The organism is Nocardia tengchongensis (assembly GCF_054781395.1).
In genome coordinates, this window is sequence record NZ_BAAGUM010000015.1 from 629954 (window position 1) to 649193 (window position 19240).

The 19240-nt window shown below is 67.6% G+C and carries 21 protein-coding genes; 13 read left to right on the forward strand and 8 right to left on the reverse strand.

The window, feature by feature from the left end; all coding sequences use genetic code 11:
• Positions 1-38: 38 nt before the first annotated feature.
• On the reverse strand, positions 39-827 hold the full coding sequence (locus ACYVKL_RS29525; protein ID WP_379166411.1) for an SDR family NAD(P)-dependent oxidoreductase: 789 nt from the start codon (positions 825-827) through the stop codon (positions 39-41).
• A gap of 391 nt (positions 828-1218) precedes the next feature.
• On the opposite strand from ACYVKL_RS29525, the gene ACYVKL_RS29530 reads away from it, so the two are divergent.
• Complete coding sequence (locus ACYVKL_RS29530) at positions 1219-2007, forward strand: DUF5602 domain-containing protein (RefSeq protein ID WP_379166716.1); 789 nt, start codon at positions 1219-1221, stop codon at positions 2005-2007.
• Position 2008: 1 nt separating this feature from the next.
• Here ACYVKL_RS29530 and ACYVKL_RS29535 read toward each other — a convergent pair whose 3' ends face one another.
• Positions 2009-3238, reverse strand: coding sequence for a serine hydrolase domain-containing protein (locus ACYVKL_RS29535; RefSeq protein ID WP_379166413.1), 1230 nt, complete (start codon positions 3236-3238; stop codon positions 2009-2011).
• An 86-nt stretch (positions 3239-3324) separates the two neighbouring features.
• Between ACYVKL_RS29535 and ACYVKL_RS29540 the strand changes: the two genes are divergently transcribed.
• The 6 genes from ACYVKL_RS29540 (at position 3325) to ACYVKL_RS29565 (ending at position 10356) form a co-directional block, all read left to right on the forward strand.
• Positions 3325-5352, forward strand: coding sequence for a glycosyltransferase family 39 protein (locus ACYVKL_RS29540; protein WP_379166414.1), 2028 nt, complete (start codon positions 3325-3327; stop codon positions 5350-5352).
• A 49-nt stretch (positions 5353-5401) separates the two neighbouring features.
• Positions 5402-6631 carry a DNA polymerase IV gene (gene dinB, locus ACYVKL_RS29545; RefSeq protein WP_379166415.1) on the forward strand — a complete coding sequence of 410 codons (1230 nt, stop codon included), beginning with the start codon at positions 5402-5404 and terminating at the stop codon, positions 6629-6631.
• A gap of 36 nt (positions 6632-6667) precedes the next feature.
• Complete coding sequence (locus ACYVKL_RS29550) at positions 6668-7468, forward strand: HugZ family pyridoxamine 5'-phosphate oxidase (protein ID WP_379166416.1); 801 nt, start codon at positions 6668-6670, stop codon at positions 7466-7468.
• A gap of 180 nt (positions 7469-7648) precedes the next feature.
• A complete protein-coding gene (locus ACYVKL_RS29555; protein WP_379166417.1) occupies positions 7649-7843 on the forward strand; it encodes a hypothetical protein in 195 nt (64 codons plus the stop codon).
• 56 nt (positions 7844-7899) lie between these two features.
• On the forward strand, positions 7900-9129 hold the full coding sequence (locus ACYVKL_RS29560) for a site-specific integrase (protein ID WP_379166418.1): 1230 nt from the start codon (positions 7900-7902) through the stop codon (positions 9127-9129).
• Between the two features lie 267 nt (positions 9130-9396).
• Entirely contained in the window at positions 9397-10356 is a 960-nt protein-coding gene (locus ACYVKL_RS29565; RefSeq protein ID WP_379166420.1) for a hypothetical protein, read from the forward strand.
• Between the two features lie 25 nt (positions 10357-10381).
• Here ACYVKL_RS29565 and ACYVKL_RS29570 read toward each other — a convergent pair whose 3' ends face one another.
• On the reverse strand, positions 10382-10681 hold the full coding sequence (locus tag ACYVKL_RS29570) for a putative quinol monooxygenase (protein ID WP_379166421.1): 300 nt from the start codon (positions 10679-10681) through the stop codon (positions 10382-10384).
• Positions 10682-10778: 97 nt separating this feature from the next.
• On the opposite strand from ACYVKL_RS29570, the gene ACYVKL_RS29575 reads away from it, so the two are divergent.
• The 4 genes from ACYVKL_RS29575 to ACYVKL_RS29590 all read left to right on the forward strand — a co-directional run bounded on the left by ACYVKL_RS29575 (position 10779) and on the right by ACYVKL_RS29590 (position 13041).
• Positions 10779-11384 carry an ArsR/SmtB family transcription factor gene (locus ACYVKL_RS29575; protein ID WP_213555665.1) on the forward strand — a complete coding sequence of 202 codons (606 nt, stop codon included), beginning with the start codon at positions 10779-10781 and terminating at the stop codon, positions 11382-11384.
• A 3-nt stretch (positions 11385-11387) separates the two neighbouring features.
• Entirely contained in the window at positions 11388-12122 is a 735-nt protein-coding gene (locus ACYVKL_RS29580; protein ID WP_379166422.1) for an SRPBCC family protein, read from the forward strand.
• Between the two features lie 43 nt (positions 12123-12165).
• The gene (locus tag ACYVKL_RS29585; RefSeq protein WP_379166423.1) at positions 12166-12738 is read left to right on the forward strand and encodes a dihydrofolate reductase family protein; all 573 of its coding nucleotides are present in this window, start codon (positions 12166-12168) and stop codon (positions 12736-12738) included.
• Positions 12739-12831: 93 nt separating this feature from the next.
• Positions 12832-13041: a hypothetical protein gene (locus ACYVKL_RS29590; RefSeq protein WP_379166424.1), complete on the forward strand. Its 210-nt coding sequence runs from the start codon at positions 12832-12834 to the stop codon at positions 13039-13041.
• A gap of 25 nt (positions 13042-13066) precedes the next feature.
• On the opposite strand, the gene ACYVKL_RS29595 is transcribed toward ACYVKL_RS29590, so the two are convergent.
• Positions 13067-13378 (reverse strand): EthD family reductase, encoded by a 312-nt coding sequence (locus ACYVKL_RS29595; RefSeq protein WP_379166425.1) that lies wholly within the window; start codon positions 13376-13378, stop codon positions 13067-13069.
• Between the two features lie 129 nt (positions 13379-13507).
• Positions 13508-13966 carry a VOC family protein gene (locus tag ACYVKL_RS29600; protein ID WP_379166426.1) on the reverse strand — a complete coding sequence of 153 codons (459 nt, stop codon included), beginning with the start codon at positions 13964-13966 and terminating at the stop codon, positions 13508-13510.
• 83 nt (positions 13967-14049) lie between these two features.
• Here ACYVKL_RS29600 and ACYVKL_RS29605 point away from each other — a divergent pair, with 83 nt between their 5' ends.
• Positions 14050-15078 carry a helix-turn-helix transcriptional regulator gene (locus tag ACYVKL_RS29605; protein WP_379166427.1) on the forward strand — a complete coding sequence of 343 codons (1029 nt, stop codon included), beginning with the start codon at positions 14050-14052 and terminating at the stop codon, positions 15076-15078.
• 116 nt (positions 15079-15194) lie between these two features.
• On the opposite strand, the gene ACYVKL_RS29610 is transcribed toward ACYVKL_RS29605, so the two are convergent.
• Both ACYVKL_RS29610 and ACYVKL_RS29615 read right to left on the reverse strand, forming a co-directional pair.
• Entirely contained in the window at positions 15195-15512 is a 318-nt protein-coding gene (locus tag ACYVKL_RS29610; protein WP_379166428.1) for a YciI family protein, read from the reverse strand.
• 684 nt (positions 15513-16196) lie between these two features.
• The gene (locus ACYVKL_RS29615) at positions 16197-17366 is read right to left on the reverse strand and encodes an ROK family transcriptional regulator (RefSeq protein ID WP_379166429.1); all 1170 of its coding nucleotides are present in this window, start codon (positions 17364-17366) and stop codon (positions 16197-16199) included.
• Between the two features lie 175 nt (positions 17367-17541).
• On the opposite strand from ACYVKL_RS29615, the gene glk reads away from it, so the two are divergent.
• Positions 17542-18573 (forward strand): glucokinase, encoded by a 1032-nt coding sequence (gene glk, locus ACYVKL_RS29620; RefSeq protein WP_379166430.1) that lies wholly within the window; start codon positions 17542-17544, stop codon positions 18571-18573.
• Positions 18574-18580: 7 nt separating this feature from the next.
• Here the strand turns inward: glk and ACYVKL_RS29625 are convergent, their stop codons facing one another.
• The gene (locus ACYVKL_RS29625; protein ID WP_379166717.1) at positions 18581-19075 is read right to left on the reverse strand and encodes a WKL family lipoprotein; all 495 of its coding nucleotides are present in this window, start codon (positions 19073-19075) and stop codon (positions 18581-18583) included.
• Positions 19076-19240: the final 165 nt, after the last annotated feature.

Consider the following 19240-nt stretch of genomic DNA (forward strand, 5'->3'; position numbering starts at 1 on the left):
GATGCGGGCCGCGGCGCGTGAACCACCGCGCCGTGCTCCTACGGCAGAATCGAGTCGACGTAGCCGCCGTCGACGCGTAGGGCCCCGCCGGTGGTCGCCGAGGCGAACGGCGAGCTGAGATAGACGACCATATTGGCGATTTCGTCCGGCTCGATGAGCCGCTGGATCAACGATTGCGGGCGGTGCGCGCGCATGAACTCGCGCTGCGCCTGGTCCCACGGCAGTGCCCGGTTCACCAGCTGATAGACGAAATCCCCCACTCCGGCGGTGTGGGTCGGCCCGGCGATCACGGCGTTGACCGTGACCCCCGTTCCGGCAGCGTCTTTGGCGAAGCCGCGCGAGAGCGCCAGCAGCGCGGTCTTGGACACCCCGTAGTGGATCATCTCCTCGGGGATGACGATGGCCGAGTCGCTGGCGATCTGGAGGGCGCGTCCCCAGCCCCGGTCGATCATGCCCGGCAGGTAGGTGCGGATGAGACGGGCCGCGGCGAGGACATTGACCTCGAAGTAGGTGCGCCACTGCGCATCGGTGATCTCACGTGCCGGGACCGCTCCGAAGATGCCCAGGTTGTTGACCAGGATGTCCACGGCGGGCAGCACGGTCAGCAGCTGGTCGACACCCTCGGCGGTCGCGACGTCGGCGGTCACCCCGAGCACGTCCCCGCCCGCCGCACGCAGTTCGGCGACCGCGGCGTCGACTCGGTCGGAGGTGCGGCCGTTGACGGCGACCCGGGCGCCGCTGCGGGCCAGGCCGGCGGCGATGGCCAGCCCGATGCCCTGCGTCGAGCCGGTGACGAGCGCGGTCCTGCCCCGCAGATCGATGTTCACGAGCGACACTCCTTCGCCGGGATGATCGTGTGACGCGCGACGTTTGCTGCGGTGGCCGAGTCTATGGAATCGGCGGAAATCCGCCGTGCAACGCGGCGTTCCTCGGCGAGGCGGCATGATCCCACCGTCCCCCGATACGGCCCGACCAGCGGAAACACCGCAATGCGTGACTTTTCATCTCATTGGACCCATATGCCGATAACGCGTTTGCTGGGTGGGGCGATTACTCGATATCAAGGACACCTGACGCTGGCTTGTACAGCCGCCTTGGCGCGAAGTCGATGGACGTCCGCGTGGTGCGGGCGGTCGTAGTGCGCCTATTCTCGGTTTCCCCGGCCAGCACACCACTGCAGAGGGGTCGATCATGGGTAGATCATCGAGGTTCTTGGGTGTGCGCGAATTAGTACGGCTCACGGGTGTTTTCGTGGGGGTTGTGGTTTTGGCTGCTGGGTGCTCGTCGAGCGCTAGTACAGACCGGGCGGGGACATACGAGGGGGCCGGGCAGCAGCTCGGGAATGGCACTATCAGGACCTATGTGGCGGTCGACAGTGATGGTCATCCGACTGAGATCGGGGTTCGGCTCACGAAGGCGGCTCTGGACGGTCTACCGGCCGTGGATCCTGCTCCGGACCAGCCGTTGACGATCGATCTTCCGCTGCCCTCACAGGCCGCGGGAACCGACTTCGACCATGTCACCGTGAACTGGAATGCGCAGGGGCATGCTCCTACGAACTTGTTCGGCGTCCCGCATTTCGACTTCCACTTCTACATGACCGATATGGCCGCGCAGCACGCGATCGACCCGACCGTCGTCGGATATTCCGAGGCCGCGTCCAATGTGCCTGCGCCGCAGTATGTTCCGCAGGATTACCTGATGGTTCCGGATTCCGCATTCCCGATGATGGGTGTGCACTGGGTGGATGGCACCGTGCCGCTGGACCCGAGTCAGTTCCACTTCACGCAGATTCTGATCAACGGTTCGTGGGACGGCAAATACACATTCATCGAGCCGATGATCACCCGCGCGTATCTGCTCAGCGATCCCAGCCTCACCCAGGACCTCAAGCAGCCCCAGGCATTCCAGAAGACGGGATACTTCCCGACCCGGTACAGCGTGCAACACGACGCCGATTTCTATACCGTCGCATTGACCGGAATGGCCCACCACGACGCGGCCTGAGTCAGCGTTCGGATCGCACCGCCGTGGAGATCTGTGCGACCAGTCGCGACGGCCGGTCCATATCGGCCTGGGCCTTGCCGCTGGTCAGGATCGCCCCCGAGAGGCTGCGCGCCGGATCGGCCCAGCCGTACTGGGTGGTCAGACCGCTGCGACCGAAATGGGAGGCGGTGTCGGCGCCGAATTTCGAACGGCGCGCACCCAATTCGTAGCCTGCGACCGACACGCGGCCCGCGACACCCGGGAGCCGCCGGGCCGGGCGAGTGGCTTCCGCGAGGGTGTCGGGTCGCATGATCCGGACGCCGTCGAGCTCACCGCCGCGAGCCAGGATCTCGTAGAAGCGGGACAGCTCGGCGGCGGTGGTGACGAGGTTGCCGGAGGGGAGTTCCGCGGTAAGGAAGGCGCGTGCCGCGGACTCGTCCGTGGGGCCGGACAAGCCGCCGCCCAGGGCGCGGCCGGCGAGGTGACGCCACACCTTGGACGGTCCGGGGCCCACGCGCACACTGGGAACCACACTGTCGACGTCCTCGGGCCGCACTCCGAAGTTGGTCCAGCGGAACCCGAGCGGTTCGAGGACCTGTTCGCGCAAGTGATCGCGCATCGCCTTGCCGGTGGCGCGCTGAACGAGCAGTCGCTGGATCAGGCCACCGGTCATGGCGTGGTAGACGCGGAAACGGTTGGGCCGCCAGCTCGGAACGAGATCGGCGAGGCCGCGTACGGCGAGCTCCTCGTCGAGGACGAGTTCGGAGCCGCGATAGGGCGGGGTGATGAACGGGACGCCCGCGGAATGAGACATGACGTCACCGATGGTGATGCGGTCCTTACCGTGGCTGCTGAACTCGGGGACGTAATCACACACCCGGTCGCCCAAGGCGAAGGCGCCCTGTTCGATGAGCATGAACATCACGGCGGAGGCCACGCCCTTGGCCGTGGAGAATCCGCAGAACGGTGAATCGGGCGTCACGAGGCGCTTGTCGGCGTCGGGCGCGTCCTTGGGTGCGTTGCCCCAGCCGTAGCCGATGGCCCGGTTCAGCACGATGTGGCCGCGGTGGCGCAGGCACACCTGGATGGCGGGCGTGGTCCCCATCCGATACCAGTCCTGCACGGACCGCCAGATCGCCTCGATGTCGGCGCCGGCGAGACCGGCGTCGGCGGGGTCTGATTCGGGTCCGATCGTGGTCACCGCGTCGAGGTCAGGGTCGATCCGCACCAGTGCCGTCATCGGAGGGGTCATGCGACCAGCATAGGGAGATCTTGATTCACAGGAGGCTCCCAGCTCGGGGCCAGGGTGTTCACCGGCTGGCCGGACACACTCCCGCGGTGAGCGTGACCACTGCCGAGCTGGCCCCGTCCGAACCGACCGCCCCGCCGACCGAGACTTCGGACGGCCTGTCCCCCGCCCGCCGCTGGGAACGGCTCGCGCTGGCGCTGCTGCTCCTGGGCACCGCGGCCGCCTACCTGTGGAACATCAGCGTCAATGCGATGGGCAACAGTTTCTACGCGGCGGCGGCCTGGTCCGGGTCACGGGATTGGAAGGCGTTGCTGTTCGGATCGCTGGATCCGGGCAATTTCATCACCGTCGACAAGCCGCCGGTCTCGCAGTGGGTGATGGGCCTGTCCGGGCAGCTGTTCGGATTCAGCAGTGCGAGCATGCTTGCACCGCAGGCAATCATGGCGGTCGGCGCGGTCGCGCTGGTGTACGGCGCGGTGGTGCGCGCGACGGCCAGCCGCGGGGCGGGACTGCTGGCGGGCGTCGTGCTCGCGGTGACTCCCGTGGTGGCGTTGATGTTCCGGTTCAACAACCCCGACGCCGTCATGGTGCTGCTGATGACCGCCGCCGCCTACTGCACGGTGCGCGCGCTGCCGCGGGCGAGCCTGCGGTGGATCGTGCTGGCCGGTGTCGCATTGGGATTCGCGTTCCTGGCCAAGATGCTCGAAGGCCTCATGGTGTTGCCCGCGCTGGGGCTGACCTACCTGATCGTCGCACCGACGACCCTGCGCACCCGGCTCGTGCACTCGCTGGCCGCCCTGGGCGCACTGATCGTGTCCTCCGGCTGGTTCGTGCTGCTCACCATCCTGTGGCCCGCCGATTCCCGCCCGTATCTGGCCGGGTCGAAGGACAACACGTTCATGGATCTGGTGCTGGGCTACAACGGTTTCGCCCGCTACCTGGGCAAGAACCATATAGGCGGCAACAGCAACAATCCCTTCGAACTGCCCGAGGGCTATCAGATTCCGGAGGCGTTGAAGCAGGGCGGCTTCGGTGGCGGCGGATTCGGCTCCGGCCCGGACCGCATGGTCACCGGCGAGATCGGATTCGAGATCTCCTGGCTGCTGCCCGCGGCCTTGGTCGCGTTCGCGCTGGTCCTGCTGTCGCGCGGCCGACGACCGCGCACCGACCTGATCCGTGGTTCCGCGCTGGTGTTCGGTTTGTGGCTGGTCATCGACAGCGGGCTGTTCTCCGGCATGAAGGCGGGCATGCACGCGTACTACACGCTGGCCGTCGCACCTGCCATCGCCGGCTGCCTCGCGATCGGCGCGCACGAGGTGTGGCGCCGCCGCGCCGAAGCTTTCGGCCGGGCCGGTGGCGCGGCCCTGATCCTCTCGGCGGGCATCTGGGGTTTCGTGCTGCTGCAACGCAATTCCGATTGGCAGCCGTGGCTGCGCTGGACCATCCTCGCGACCACGGTGATCGCTGCCGTAGGTCTGCTCGTCGTGGCGCTCCCGCCGGCCGCCCGCTGGGACCGCCACCGGAATCGCGCCACAACCGTCCTACTGATCACCGGGGTCCTCACATCCTTGGCCGGTTCCACCGCCTACGCCGCCGCCACCCTCCCGCAGTCCCACACCGGCGGCAGCCCCACCGTGGGCCCGGCCCGCCCGAAGCCGTCCGGCCCCGCCGACCAGTTCCGCCGTCAGATCTCGATGCTGATGGGCGGCCAGACAGACCCCAACCTGGTGGCTTTGCTCGAGCAGACCGACACCAAGTGGTCGGCGGCCATCGACCGCTCCTCCCCTGCCGCAGCCCTCGAATTGGCCAGCCGCACACCCGTCCTCGCCATCGGCGGCTTCACCTCAGCAGACCCGGCCCCCACCCTCCCGCAGTTCCAAACCATGGTCCGCAACCACGAGATCACTTACTACCTCATCCCCGAGGTCAAACTCCCGGATTCCTGGCGCGTCGACAAGCCCGCCGACCCGTCCACCTCCGCCCAACCGAATGCACCTCAAGGCATCTGGCACCCGGCGGGCAACAAGGAAATCTTCGACTGGGTGACGGCCCACTACACCGCCACTCACCACTTCGGCGATATGGCGGTCTACGACCTGACCGAACAGGCCCACTGATTCGGGTTATCGACCAACCCACCCACCAGACCGCGCGGTATGCGAACATATGTTCGTGTCCGGCGTCGAGCAGAGAAGCGGTGACCGCCCCGAGCGGGCGGCCATTCTGCACGCTGACCTGGACTCCTTCTATGCCTCGGTAGAGCAGCGCGACAACCCGCGGCTGCGCGGGCGGCCGGTGCTGGTCGGGGGTGGAGTCGTGCTGGCGGCCAGCTATGAGGCCAAGGCGTTCGGGGTCAGCACGCCGATGAATGTGCGGCAGGCGCTGAGTCTTTGCCCGCAGGCGATCGTGGTGCCGCCGCGCATGGCGGCGTATTCGCAGGCCAGCAAGGCGGTGTTCGAGATCTTCCGGGACACCACGCCCGAGGTGGAGGGGATCTCCATCGATGAGGCGTTTCTGGATGTGGCCGGGCTGTGGCGGATCGCGGGGAGTCCGGTGGATATCGCGCGGGGACTGCGAGCTCGGGTGCGGGCGGAGGTCGGGCTGCCGATTTCGGTGGGGGTGGCGCGGACGAAGTTCCTGGCGAAGGTGGCCAGTGCGGTATCGAAACCGGATGGACTGCTGGAGGTTCCGCCCGACCAGGAACTGGAGTTTCTGCATCCGCTGCCGGTGGAGCGGTTGTGGGGCGTGGGTGCGGTGACGGCGCGGGAGCTGCACGAACGCGGGATCACCCGGGTCGGGCAGCTCGCTGATATGGGCGAGGGACCGCTCGCGGCGGTGCTGGGCCCGGCCATCGGACGGCATCTGCACGCGCTGTCATGGGCGCGGGATCCACGTCGCGTGGACACCGGACGGCGTCGGCGATCGATCGGTGCGCAGCGGGCCATGGGGCGACGGCATCGGAGCGATGAGGAGCTCGAGGCCTACCTGCACGGGCTGTCCGATCGGCTCGGGCACCGGCTGCGCGCCGCGGGACGGGTGTGCCGAACGGTGGTGCTGCGCATGCGGTTCGACGACTTCACCCGCGCCACCCGATCCCACACCCTGCCGGAGGCGAGCGACAGCGGCACGGCCATCCTGCGGGCCGCGCGCACGCTGCTGGCTTCGGCGATGCCACTGATTCGGGAGCGCGGCGGCCTCACCCTGATCGGATTGACGCTCACCAATCTCGACCGGGCCGACACCATGCAGTTGTCGCTGCCGTTGGAGCAGCGCGCGGAATCGACCTTGGATTCGACGCTGGACGCACTGCGGGACCGGTTCGGAGCGGGCACGGTGACGCGCGCGGCGCTGCTGCGGAAGGGTGAGGGCTTCTCGGTGCCGATCCTTCCCGACTGATCGGTCGGGTTCGATGGCGCGGGTAGCCTGTGACGCATGGCCCTCGACCACGGTGATCCCGGCGACGCTCCCTCGACTCCCCCGCCGCTGACCCCGATCGTGAACACCACCCGACCGACCGCGGCCGACGAGGCCAGAACGGTTGCCGCGGCGACGAATACGGCGACCTTGGCGACGCTTTCCGCTGATGGCGGACCCTGGGCCAGTTTCGTCACGTACGGCCTGCTCGAGGGCCAGCCGGTGCTGTGCGTGTCCCGGATGGCCGAGCACGGCCGCAATCTGGCGGCCGATCCGCGGGCCAGCGTCTCCATCGTCACCCCGGACCTGCCCGAAGATCCGCTCGCGGGAACGCGATTGACGCTGGCGGGCGTCGCCGAGCGGCCCGAGGGCGCGGAGGCCGTCGCGGCCCGCGACGCGCATCTCGCCGCGGTCCCGGCCGCCAAGACCTACATCGATTTCAGCGATTTCACCGTATGGGTCGTGCGCGTGCAGCGCGTCCGCTGGGTCGGCGGCTACGGGCGGATGGATTCGGCGACGGCCGAGGAATATGCCGCCGCCCAGGCCGATCCGATCATTCCCGCCGCGGCGCGGGCGATCGCTCATCTCAACGATGATCACGCGGACGCCCTGCTCGACATGGCGCACGCGCGCGGCGGTTACCCGGATGCGACGGCCGCGATCTGTGAACGTGCCGATCGGTTCGGACTGGATCTGCGGGTCACCACACCGCGTGGCATCGCGGTGACCCGGATCGGTTACCTGGAACCCATCCATGCGATCGCCGAATTGCGTGCGGCGACGGTCGAATTGGCGCGGGCGTCGAAGCCGGAGGCGTGACACCCATCGGCGCAGGTCAATTGCCCGAATCGGGCCGGTTCGCCCGCGGCCGACAACAGCCCCGTAGACGGCGGATGACGTTCCGGCGTTGCGAAGACACACAGACCGCACGACAGCCCGCCACCTTTGGGGGATGATTGGGCCATGTCGGACATGCCGTCTGTGCTCAAGCATCATCGGATGCCCGAGCATGATGCCATGCGCTTGTCCGGCACGGTCGAAGCCATGCTCTGGACCCACCGCAACTGCGTCGAAGGCGACGGCGACACCGAGCAATCCTGCGGACGCCGGCGGCAATTGCTCGAATTGCGCCTCCAGCACGGCTGGGCCTGGCAGCTCCCGAAGCCGGACGCGGCCTGGCGGCTGCAACCCTGACACGCGAAACGGGGTCTGGCGCAACGAGAACGCCCCCTCGATCTAGGGTCGAGGGCATGCCGGAACCGACGGAGATCAGCGAACGCCCGCACCGGGATCAGTCCGCGGTGATCGCGGTGCCCGACGAGGTGCGCGGCGAACTGCGGCGCGGCGTGCGCAGTGTGCTGGTCGACGCGGCGGCGCTGCGGTTGGTGCGCGACCGGTTCGACGAGGTGCAGGCGGAGTCGCTGCGCCGCTATCTGGAGGCTTCGCAGTCGGCGAATACGTTGCGCGCCTATCGGACCGATTGGATCGCGTGGGCGGCGTGGTGCTCGGCCGAGTCGCGGCAGGCGCTGCCGGCCGACGCTCTTGACGTTGCGGTCTATCTGGCCGCGGCCGCCGACGCCCGGCGCGAGAACGGTGAATGGGCGTTCAGTGCCGCCACTCTGGAACGCAAGGCGGCCGCGCTGGCCGCGGTCCACGCGGCCAATGGGCTGCCCTCTCCTACCCGCTCGGACGTGGTGCGTTTGACGCTGCGCGGTATGCGCCGGACCCGGCGCAGCCGTCCGAAGCGGAAGCGGCCCGTGCTGCTGCACACCCTCGATCAGCTGCTGGGCGAGCTGCCAGCCGCCGAATGGCCGACCGAACCGGCACGCCGTCGCGACACCCTGTTGCTGCTGGTTGGATTTGCGGGAGCGTTGCGCCGCAGCGAAATCGCCGCTCTGCGTGTCACCGACGTCAGCGTGGCCACCGACCACGGCACCGGCGAGCCGCTACTGCTCATCCAACTGCCCGCCACCAAGACGGATGCCACCGGCGTCAACGAGCAGCGGGTGGCTCTGCCGCGCGGTCAACGCCCGCACACCTGCCCGGTCTGCGCTTACGCCGACTGGACCCGGCTGCGTGAGGCCCACGCGGGCGGTGATCTGCGCGCCTGGCTCGCCGCCGCCCCTGCCACCGACCTTCGTTTGCACCGGTGCCACGGCTTCACCGGCACCACCCTGACCGACCCGAATCTCCCTCTGTTCCCGTCGATTTCGCGCCACGGCGGTATCGCCGAGACCGCTATGTCCGGGCGTGCGGTCGCCGAACTCGTCAAACGGTATGCCGCCCGTGCCGGGCTCGACCCTGCGTTGTTCTCCGGCCATTCCCTGCGCGCGGGATTCGCTACTCAAGCGGCCCTCGGCGGTGCCAGCGACCGCGAGATCATGCGTCAGGGCCGCTGGTCCAATCCGCGTACAGTGCACGGCTATATCCGAACGGCGAACCCTCTCGAAGACAACGCTGTCACGAAGCTCGGCCTGTAATCACCGACGCTGGACGGTGGTTATAACCTCCACACAAAGTGCAATCCAGAACCTGTGATGCCCGTCTCGTTGGACGAGAAAAGGCCGGTTTCGGAGGGTGCGCTGGATCACCGCGGGTGGACGTCACCGCCCCTGAGCTGCTCTTATAGTTGACGAAGATTCATTTCAGATTGTCTGGGTTCCGGGATCACACCCGGGGCCGCTGCCGTCCGCCGCCGTTGCGTGAATTGTCCGCCACCGGCCAAACAGCAACAGGAATCCATAGTCATGCGTCTGATGTCCGCCCCCTCGGAGGAAACAATTCGTGCCGCGCTGGAAATGGCGCGGGAAGCACCATTGACGAACGGCACACTGCCGTGGCTGTGGTGGCTCGACGGGGCATCGATGCACATTCGGATCGAGGAATCGCAGGGTCCCGAAATCGTGGACCCGGCCGCGCATCGAACGCACATGCTCGGCCAAGGCGCGGCCCTGCATCATCTCCGTACCGCGCTGACCGCTTTCGGCTGGTCCTCTGCGGCAGTGCGGCTGCCTGACCCATTGGACGCGAACTACCTTGCGGTACTGCACCTCGCGCCCTGCACGGCCAACCGGGATCAGATAAGTTTGGCAGGCGCCATCTTCCAGCGGCAGTTCCAGCACAACCGCTTCCGCTCCTGGACCATGCCGCCCAACCTGATCCGCTCGATGAGCGGCAGCACCGCCGGCACCCGCGCGGCGGCCCGCCACGTCCCGGACCGGCTGCGCCGCAATCTGTCCAACGTCTATCGCACCGCCGCCGATCGGAACACCAACTACGGTGACTTCCTCACCGGCGTCGCGGCCCGCATCGACCAGCGGGACCTGACCGCCAAGCCGGAGACTGAAACGTGGGCCTCCGGCCGGTCCCTGCTCACCCCTGCCCCCGACGCCGCTGACCCATTCGCGGACCGCGAGCCGGACGCCGCCGAACTCCTTATCCTCTGCACCCCCGCCGACGATTCGATCTCGCACCTGAACGCAGGCGAAGCAGCCAGCTCCATCCTGCTGACCGCCGCGCGAAACGGCCTGGCCAGCTCACTGCTGACGCAAACCATGAAGGTCGCCGAAGTCCGCTCCGGCCTGCGCGACACCCTCCTGCACGAGTGCGCCTACCCCCACGCCCTCATCCGCCTGGGCCGCCCCGATCAGTCCGAACCGGGCAACCGCTACATCCAGGCCCTCCCCGGCATGAAAGCGGTTGCCTGACGGCATCTTTCGGCGGGCTCTCGCGTCAAGCCACCGGGTCCGGTGACAGTTCGAGAACCTGCGCGGGGGCGGCCCGGAAGGACGGATTGGCGGCGCCGGCTTCGATCATGTGGGGCGTGATGTTGTGGGCCGCCAAGGCTTCGCGGGAAGCCCATTCCTCCAGCAGGACAAAGCGATCCGGGTTGCCGGCGACTCGGTGCAGGTCGTACTGAATGCAGCCGGGCTCGGCGCGCACGGTGGGTGCGAGGCGTTCGAAGGCCTCGACCTGGCGGTGACCGAGGCCGGGCTGGGTTGTGATCATGATCAGAAGTCGCACAGTGGACATCCGCGAAGCCTAGGGGCGGCGGAGCGTCGCGGCGAGCCACCATACCGACAACTCCGATTGTCTTGACAAAATAATTTGTCGGTGCGAAGGTTGAGCCATGCTCGACGTCGCAGTGATCGAAGAACCCGCGGCGGCAGAGGCTTCCCTGGACCCGATCCGGTCTCGGATCCTCGCCGCACTCGCCGAACCCGGGTCGGCGGCCATGCTGGCCGGGCGGCTGGGGCTGCCGAGGCAGAAGATCAACTACCACCTCAAGGAGCTGGCTCGCCACGGGCTGGTGGAGTTGGTGGAGGAACGGCGTAAGGGGAACGTCACCGAGCGCGTGTATCGCGCCACGGCAGCGTCTTACGTGATTTCGCCCAGTGCGCTGGGAGCGGTGAGTCCGGATCCGGCGCGGTCGCCCGATCAGCTGTCGGCGCGGTGGCTGCTGGCGTTGGGGTCGCGGCTCGTGCAGGAGGTCGGCACGCTACTCGGCGGTGCGGCGCGGGCGCAGCGGCGGGTCGCGACCTTCGGCATCGATGCGCAGGTGCGGTTCGCGTCCGCGGCCGACCGGGCAGCGTTCGCCGAGGAGCTGGCAAGCGCGGTGACGACATTGGTCAGCCGCTATCACGACGAGTCCGCCGCGGCGGGACGCAATCATCGGGTGGTGGTCGGGATGCATCAGATTCCCGACGCCGCCGCCGACACAGAACAGGGGAAGTGAACGATGGGCCATCCGTTCGAGATCGAACTGGAAGAGCACCTGCCTGCCACTCCCGAGCAGGTGTGGGAGGCGATCGCCACCGGACCCGGAGTCGACTCCTGGTTCATGGGGCGCAATGAGATCGACGCGCGCGAAGGCGGGGTCTCGGCCATGGACACCGGAGGCCGGCGGGAAGAAGGCGTGATCACGGCGTACGAGCCGGGTAAACGGTTCGCGACGCGCACCGGCACCGACGAGGAAGGCCGGTTCATGGCCTTCGAGTACCTGATCGAGGGGCGTGAGGGCGGCAGCACCGTGCTGCGGGTGGTCCACAGCGGCGTACTGGGTGACGACTGGCAGGACGAATACGACGCGCTGCGTCGCGGCTGGCCGTTCCACCTGAACACGCTGCGTGAGTACCTGCGCTACTTTCCCGGGCGCATCGGGGTTCCCGTATTCGGTTTCGCGACAGGGACTTCCGGGCAGCAGGTGCGGGCCGCGCTCACCCGGGCGCTCGCGCTGCCGACTCCACTCGTCGCGGGCGCACCGATCCACGCCGAACCTGTCGGCCTGCCCCCGCTCTCCGGCCAAGTGGTGTGGGCTGACGACGAGCGCTTCGAGATCCGCACCTCCGACGGCCTCTACACCTTCCACCAGGCCCCCACGGGCCTGGCGCTGATGTTCCATCACCTGTTCGGACCCGACACCGACGGGGCCGAGCTCGCATGGCAGCAGTGGCTCACCGGTCTGCTCGGCTGACCTTCAATCATCAATCTGCACAACGGATATCAAGGAGAACTACATGCGCACCCTGATCAGCTCCGCCTTCGTGTCGCTCGACGGCGTCGTGGAGGGCCCCGGCGGCGAACCCGGCTACCGGAACTCCGGATGGACCTTCAAGGACATCGACTTCGTGCCCGAGGCCTACGAGATCAAGGGCCGCGAGCAGGAGGAATCGGCGGCGATCCTGTTGGGCCGCACCAGCTATGAGGCGTTCAGCCCGGTGTGGCCGGACATGGAGGACTTCGCCGGCTACAAGGTGATGCCGAAGTACGTCGTCTCCACCACCCTCACCGAGGACGACCTGGTGTCGAACTGGGGCGAGACCACCATCCTGCGTTCCATCGACGAGGTCGCCAAGCTCAAGGACACCGACGGCGGCCCGATCATCGTGCACGGCAGCGCCACCCTCAACCGCAGCCTCTCCGACGCGGGCCTGATCGACCGCTACCACCTGCTCGTCTTCCCCGTGCTGCTCGGTGCGGGCAAGCGTTTGTTCTCCCAGACCGACAAGGACGCCCAGAAGCTGAAGCTGGTCGAGTCCGCCACCTACTCCAACGGCATCCAGAAGAACGTCTTCGACGTCGTGCGTTGACCGACCCTCTCGTGCCCGGGCCCGGCGGATTCGATCCGCCGGGCCCGCATTTCGCTCCCAACGCCGATGATCTTTCTCGAGTACGCTGACCTCGTGGGTTCTCCCGAATACTGTCCCGGCGACGTCGTCTACTTCCCAGCCGGACCGTTCACCGGCGTCTGCGCCGTAGTCCGCACCGTGGACCCCGCCCGCGAAGAACTCCGCATCGACTTCACCGAAGGCCTCACCCACCGCGAAGGCAATGTCCTGAGCGAACGCCGCCACACCTTCACCGTTCGCTTCGACGAAGTCGAACTGGTTTAACCGGACCGTCCCGTCCCGTCCTGCCTCAGCCGATGCTGTCCTGCACCGGATAGTCGATGACGACCACACCGCCGGTGGCGTAGTTGACGACATCGGCGGCCGCACGCCGGCCTTGATCCGACGCCCGCGACGCGGCCAAGGCGGCGGCGTCGGCGAAGTCGGCTTCGAAGACCGCGAAATACGGCGCTTCTCCGGTGGTCGCCTTCACATCGAAGCTGTGGCGGTACGCAAGCAGACCGGGCATCTCCCTCACCAGCGGAAGGTGTTTGGTCACGTAGTAGTCGCGGAAGTGGTCAGGGTCGGCGGGCTTGGGATACAGCACCAGCAACCTATGCATGACTGCCTCCTGCATCGTGTATGAGTGCGATGTCCAGTACCGCGGTCGACTGAATCGTCATATGCGCAGGTTAGGGCCTGATGTGTGGTCGAGGGAAAGACCAGGACGGGATCGGCTCAGAACGGATCGTTATCGATCGACCGCGACGTCGAGGATCCAGGTGACGCCGAAACGATCGCGCAGCATCCCGAAACCGGGCGTCCACTGGGCCCCGGCGAATTCCTCGATGACCGTGGCATCTTGGGCGAGGCCCTTCCACAGGGCGCCGACTTCCTCGACGGTGTCGCCGCGCACCGACAGGAAGAACGGTTCCGCGGTAATGGTGGTGCCGTTCTCGCGGCGGGTGGTCGGTACGCCCGCCGCGACCGGTGCATCCGGGCCTGGCACGTCGTAGGCCATGACCCGGAACCCGTTGTCGGCGACGACCTGACCGAACACCACGTTGGTGGCGCCGGGCGCCTCGGCGGGCATTCCGAAGTCACCGTAGGTGGCGATGGTGATCTGGCCACCGAACACCGACTGGTAGAACTCCAGCGCTGCACGAGCCTGCCCGTGGAAGTTCAAGTGGGCGACTGCGTTGACCGACATGATGTCTGGTCCTTTCACAAATGGGTTCGTCGCCGGAGGCGTCCGGCAACAGCGTTGACTCTCGCAACAGTGCAGGACAGGGAATGTCCGCTATTCATGGCAATCTGGCGACCATGCCGGCCGCCACTTCAACAGCCACCTCCCGTCGTCTGCTCTCACTGCTGTCGTTGCTGCAGGTCCGCCGCGACTGGCCGGGCAGCTTGCTCGCCCAGCGGCTCGGAGTCAGTGAACGCACCGTGCGCCGCGACGTCGATCGCCTGCGCGAGCTCGGGTACCTCGTCCACGCGGTCAAAGGACCCGACGGCGGCTACCGGCTCGAGGCGGGCAGCGAACTGCCACCGCTACTCTTCGATGACGAGCAAGCGATCGCCCTGGCCGTGGCGCTGCGGATCGCGGTCGGGGCGGCGGCGGGTATCGAAGAGGCTGCCGCCCGAGCGCTGGCGACCGTACGACAGGTTCTGCCCGCACGACTGCGCCAGCGCATCGACGTCCTCGACATCACTGCGGTCGACTCGGCCGGGCGCGGCGGCGGACCCCGAGTCGACACCGAAGCCCTGCTCGCACTGAGCGCAGCCATTCGAGCCGCCGAGGAGCTGCGATTCGACTACCAGTCGCCGACACCGGCCGCCGACACCGGTCTGCAGCCGCCGCGTCGAGTACAGCCCCACCACTTGGTGATCCGGGGCGGACGCTGGTACCTGATCGGATGGAACCCGCAGCGCGGGAACTGGCGCATCTACCGTGTCGACCGGATGCGGTTGCGGACCCCCAACGGGCCACGCTTCATCCGCCGGCCACTACCCGGCGGTGATGTCGCAGCCTTTGTCTCCTCCCGGTTCAAAGGCTCTGAGGGCGTGAACGATTGGCCGTGCCACGGCGAGGTGATCCTCGATCTCCCCGCCGCTCAGGTGGCACCGTTCGTCGGCGACGGTGTCGTAGAGGAGCTCGGGCCCACCCGCACCCGACTACTGATCGGGTCCTGGTCATGGGCCGGTCTCGCAGCCACGCTGACCCGGTTCGACACCGACATCGACGTCATCGGCCCGCAGGCCCTCCGCGATGCCTTCGCCGATCTGTCCCGCCGCGCCGAGCGCGCCGCACAACACCGCTGACCGTCTGTCACGCCAAGCCGGCCTCGGTGAGCTGGGTGACGGAGGTGGGAACTCGCCGCTTAGCTTCGGCCCGTGAACACTGAGAAGACCGCGCAGCCATCGTGCTGGTGCGACGGTCAGGTGACGGGTTCGCTCTCAGTGCGGGGGTTGAGGTAGCCGAGCTGGATCGGCCGCAGATCGCCGCGCATGAAGCCTCCGCTGGTGACAGGCTCATCGGCGATGATGCGCCGTGCGGAGGCCTCGTCGTCGGCGGTGAAGATCCCCACGCCGGTATTGACCGTGCCCAGAGTAGGCCCGGCCACCAGTAGCACACCGGCGGTGTCCAGGCGCGCCAGCCAGTCCCTGTGCGCCGCGAACGCGGATCTTTCGTCTGCGGTCATGGTGGCGATGAAATTGTCGCGGGGCGGATGCATGAAGAAGATCCACTCGGCCATGTGCCGAGTATATGTTCGCAGCGACAGTTGCTGGGCCATTGCTCGGCGGTCCTCGCCACCGTCCTGGGCCTGCGGGTCATCTTCTTCCGCAAGGCGGTCAGTGACTTTTCGTCTTCGTATCACCGCCCCAGGCCAGCCGCGAACACAATCGTCTTCCGAACGGCTCGAACATCGCCGCCGCGCGTCCACCCGAGTCCGGGATCGGCTGAGCCCCACGGTCTCGGAGTCCGGCGGGGTCGACCGCGCGGCCGAGGCGGGCAGCTTCGGGGCAGTCCACGGCCGCACCAGCGGACCGGTGTTCGTAACCCACCGTCGGCCTGGGCCCGGCAAATACCTCGCCGAGCGCGACATCTGTCCCTTCACGGGCCTGGCGCGACTGTCCTACGATCAGGCCCGCGATCTACCCGACGCCGCCACCGCTTCACACCCCACAGGTGGGCGTTGACCAACATTTCTTGGTCAGCGCGGAAAATGCTGTTGTAGAGCGTCGTGGCGTGCGTCCGCAGCTCGATCCCCTGCGTTGCATGCAAGTACCGGTAGTGGAGCAAGGCGAGACGACACCGGGATTCGATTCCGGACCCGAATTTCTCCTCCTTGCCTCGTTGTTGGACGTTGGCGCCTCGTGGACACCCACGGGACAGGATGTGGCACCGCGCAGCCTGATTGACGACGCTGCCCCTGTTATCAGGCAGTGCTGGCCAACCGCGCGTTTATGGCCGCAGGTTCTAGTACCTCGTCGAGAATCATTGCGGCACAGGCTTGTATGCCGGTCGGTGCGTCGGGGTTGGCGGGTTCGATGTGCAACGCCCGGGTGTTGAGGGCTGAGGAGTGGCGGTAGATCTGTTCGCGTAGGCCGGCGGCCAAGGGCGTGAAGGCGCGGGACAGGTCGCCGCGCACGATGATGGCCGCGGGGTTGAGGAGGTTGACCGCGGCGGCCATTACCTCGCCGATGCTGCGGCCCGCGTCGCGGACCAGCCGGAGCGCGTCGGGATCGCCTGTGGCGGCCAGGTCGGCGAGGGCCGGGAGGCCTGAAGTCGTGCGGCCGAGGGCGGTGAATCGGTCGAGGAGGGCCCAGCCGGCGGCGACGGTCTCGAGGCAGTCGGTGTCGCCGCATCGGCAGGAACGACCGGCGCCTCCGCTGACTTTGATATGGCCGATCTCCCCCGCCGCGCCCCAAGCCCCGCGTTGCAGTCTCCCTCCGGCGATGATTCCCACGCCGAGGCCGGTCGATGCTTTCAGCAGTAGCAGGTCGTTCACTTCGGGGCGGCGCGCGTGCTCCGCCAAGGCGAGGACGTTCACGTCGGTGTCGACTCGCACGGGAGCGTTGAAGCGGTCCCGGAACAAGTGCGAGAAGGCGGTCTCGTCGAGAGCGGCTGGGCTCAGGCCGTGTCCGGAAGCCGTATCGACCGGGCTGGGGACGCCGACACCAACGCCGTATACCGGCGTCGTGGGTCGATCCATCAGGAGCCGGTCCAGGTGATCGGCGGCCGCACCGAGTGCCGCTGATGCGTCGCTGTCGATCGGGACCGGGAATTCGTTCTGCGCCAGTACTTCTCCGGCCAGATCGCATACCGCGACTTGGGTTCGGCTGGCGCCGACCGATGCGGCCAGCACCACGCCTGCGTTCGGGGCGAATCGCAGTCGGCTCGGTGGGCGGCCGCCGGTCGACGCGCCTTCGGCACGCTCGGTCGCCAACCCCAGGGCGAGGAGTTGCTCCACGCGGAGGGTGACCGCGGTTCGTGACAGGCCGGTCTGCCGGGCGATGTCCGACCGGGTCGCGACGGCGTCGGCGCGGATGAGGCCGAGCACGTCACCTACCGAGACGCCGGGTGTCGCCATGGGTCGACCCGTCACCATTCCTCCTTGCCGATGAGCTCCCGACGTGCTCGGTCGCAACACTAACGGCCGGGCCCGGACATCAGGATCGCACAGTTATGTACGTCTAGTACTTAAGCGGTGTTGCAAACGAACCTAAGTATCTCTAGCGTGGCGCGGGTTCGCTCATCACGTACGACCCAAGGAGCCCGCTGTGCCGGCCCGCTCACCCCACCCTGTTCGCGACATCGCCGACTTTCTCGGCGCCGGAGACCTCGCCGCACCGGAACGCGAAAGCCTGTGCCTGGTAGCCGATATCGGCGGCACCAATGCCCGATTCGGGCTGGTTTCCGACAGCCGCGATGAACCACGGGAAGTGCGGAATCTGCGCTGCGCCGACTATCCGGATCTGGTTGCCGCGATCGAGGACTATCTGGGCCGGATTCCCGGGATGCTCCGTCCGCAGGCCGCCTGCGTCGCGGTCGCCGGGCCCGTGCACGGCGACCGGATTCGGCTCACCAATGCGGCCTGGGACTTCTCCGTCGCGGACAGCCGCCGCCGGCTCGGCCTCACCCGGCTCGACCTGATCAACGACTTCAGTGCGCTGGCGCTGGCGGTTCCCCAGCTTCCGCGCGAAGGATTCGTCCGGATCGGCAACGGTGTCCGCCGGTACGACGAACCGATGGCCGTCATCGGACCGGGCACCGGCCTCGGCGTCGCCGGGCTGCTGCGATCGCGGCAGGGCTGGATCCCCATCGCCGGCGAGGGCGGCCATTCCGGACTGCCGGTCGGCACCGAGGCTGAAGCCGCGGTCGCCCGGTTCCTGCGGGCCCAGCACGAAGTGGTCTGCGCCGAGACCGTGTTGTCCGGCCCCGGGCTCGTGCGGCTGCACCGCGCGGTGTGCGCGGTGCGTGGAGTCGCCGCGACATATGAGTGGCCCGAACAGATCTGCGTCGCTGCGCGAGACAAGGGCGAGCCTCTCGCGGTCGCCGCGATGGACATGTTCTTCGGTCTGCTCGGGGCGTTCGCGGGTGGTGTCGCCATGATCTTCGGTGCGCGCGGCGGCGTCCTGCTGGGCGGCGGCATCCTGCCCGAAATGGCGGATCTGCTCGCAGCCAGCGACTTCCGTCGGCGCTTCGTCGAATCGAGTGCCTTGCCGGGCTATCTCGACGACGTGGCCACCGAGATCATCGTGGCGTCCACCCCCGCGCTGCGCGGCGCCGCGTATCGGCTCGCGCAGCGATGAGGTTCGATCAGCCGCAGGCCGGGGACGTTTGATTCACCAAGGACAGCGTGTTGCAGGTCCAGTCCTTCTGGACCTTCCACTTGCCGTCCTCGGCTACGACCGGCACCACGACCTGGTTCGGAGCTCCGCCATTGATCGACACTTGGGCATCGGCCAGGACCGAGCCGTTGCCCGAATCGGTCACCTTGGTGACCGAGATGGTGACATTGCTCTGCTTGAAGGCATCGGCCAGCCGCTGCGGCAGGATCGGATCGGCCTGGATGCCCTGAATCAGGTCCTGCTTCTGCGCGTTGGGGATGGCCGGATCCATGAGCTTCTGCAGCTCGGCATTCAGGTCCGTTGCGCTGGGGACGGGCGGGTAATTGCCCTGGGCCGCAGCCGCTTTCGTGGGGGTCGCCTTGGCCGGGGTGGTTTCGTCCTTGCCGCCGCCGCAGGCGGACAACCCCAGTGCCGTCACTACCGCCAGGGCGGCGATCGCGATGCGGCCGATCTTGGGAAGCATCAACTGACTCTCCTTCAGCTTCGAGATGGTGTGTCGTATGACGTGCCGGAGCGTACCGACTGAACAGTCAGTGTGCTATATATTCGACGAAATTCTTGCTCCGGCCGCAGTCCGGTCCGCACCCCTGCGATCGGGCAGGGTGACTGGACAGTAGGCTGGCTACGG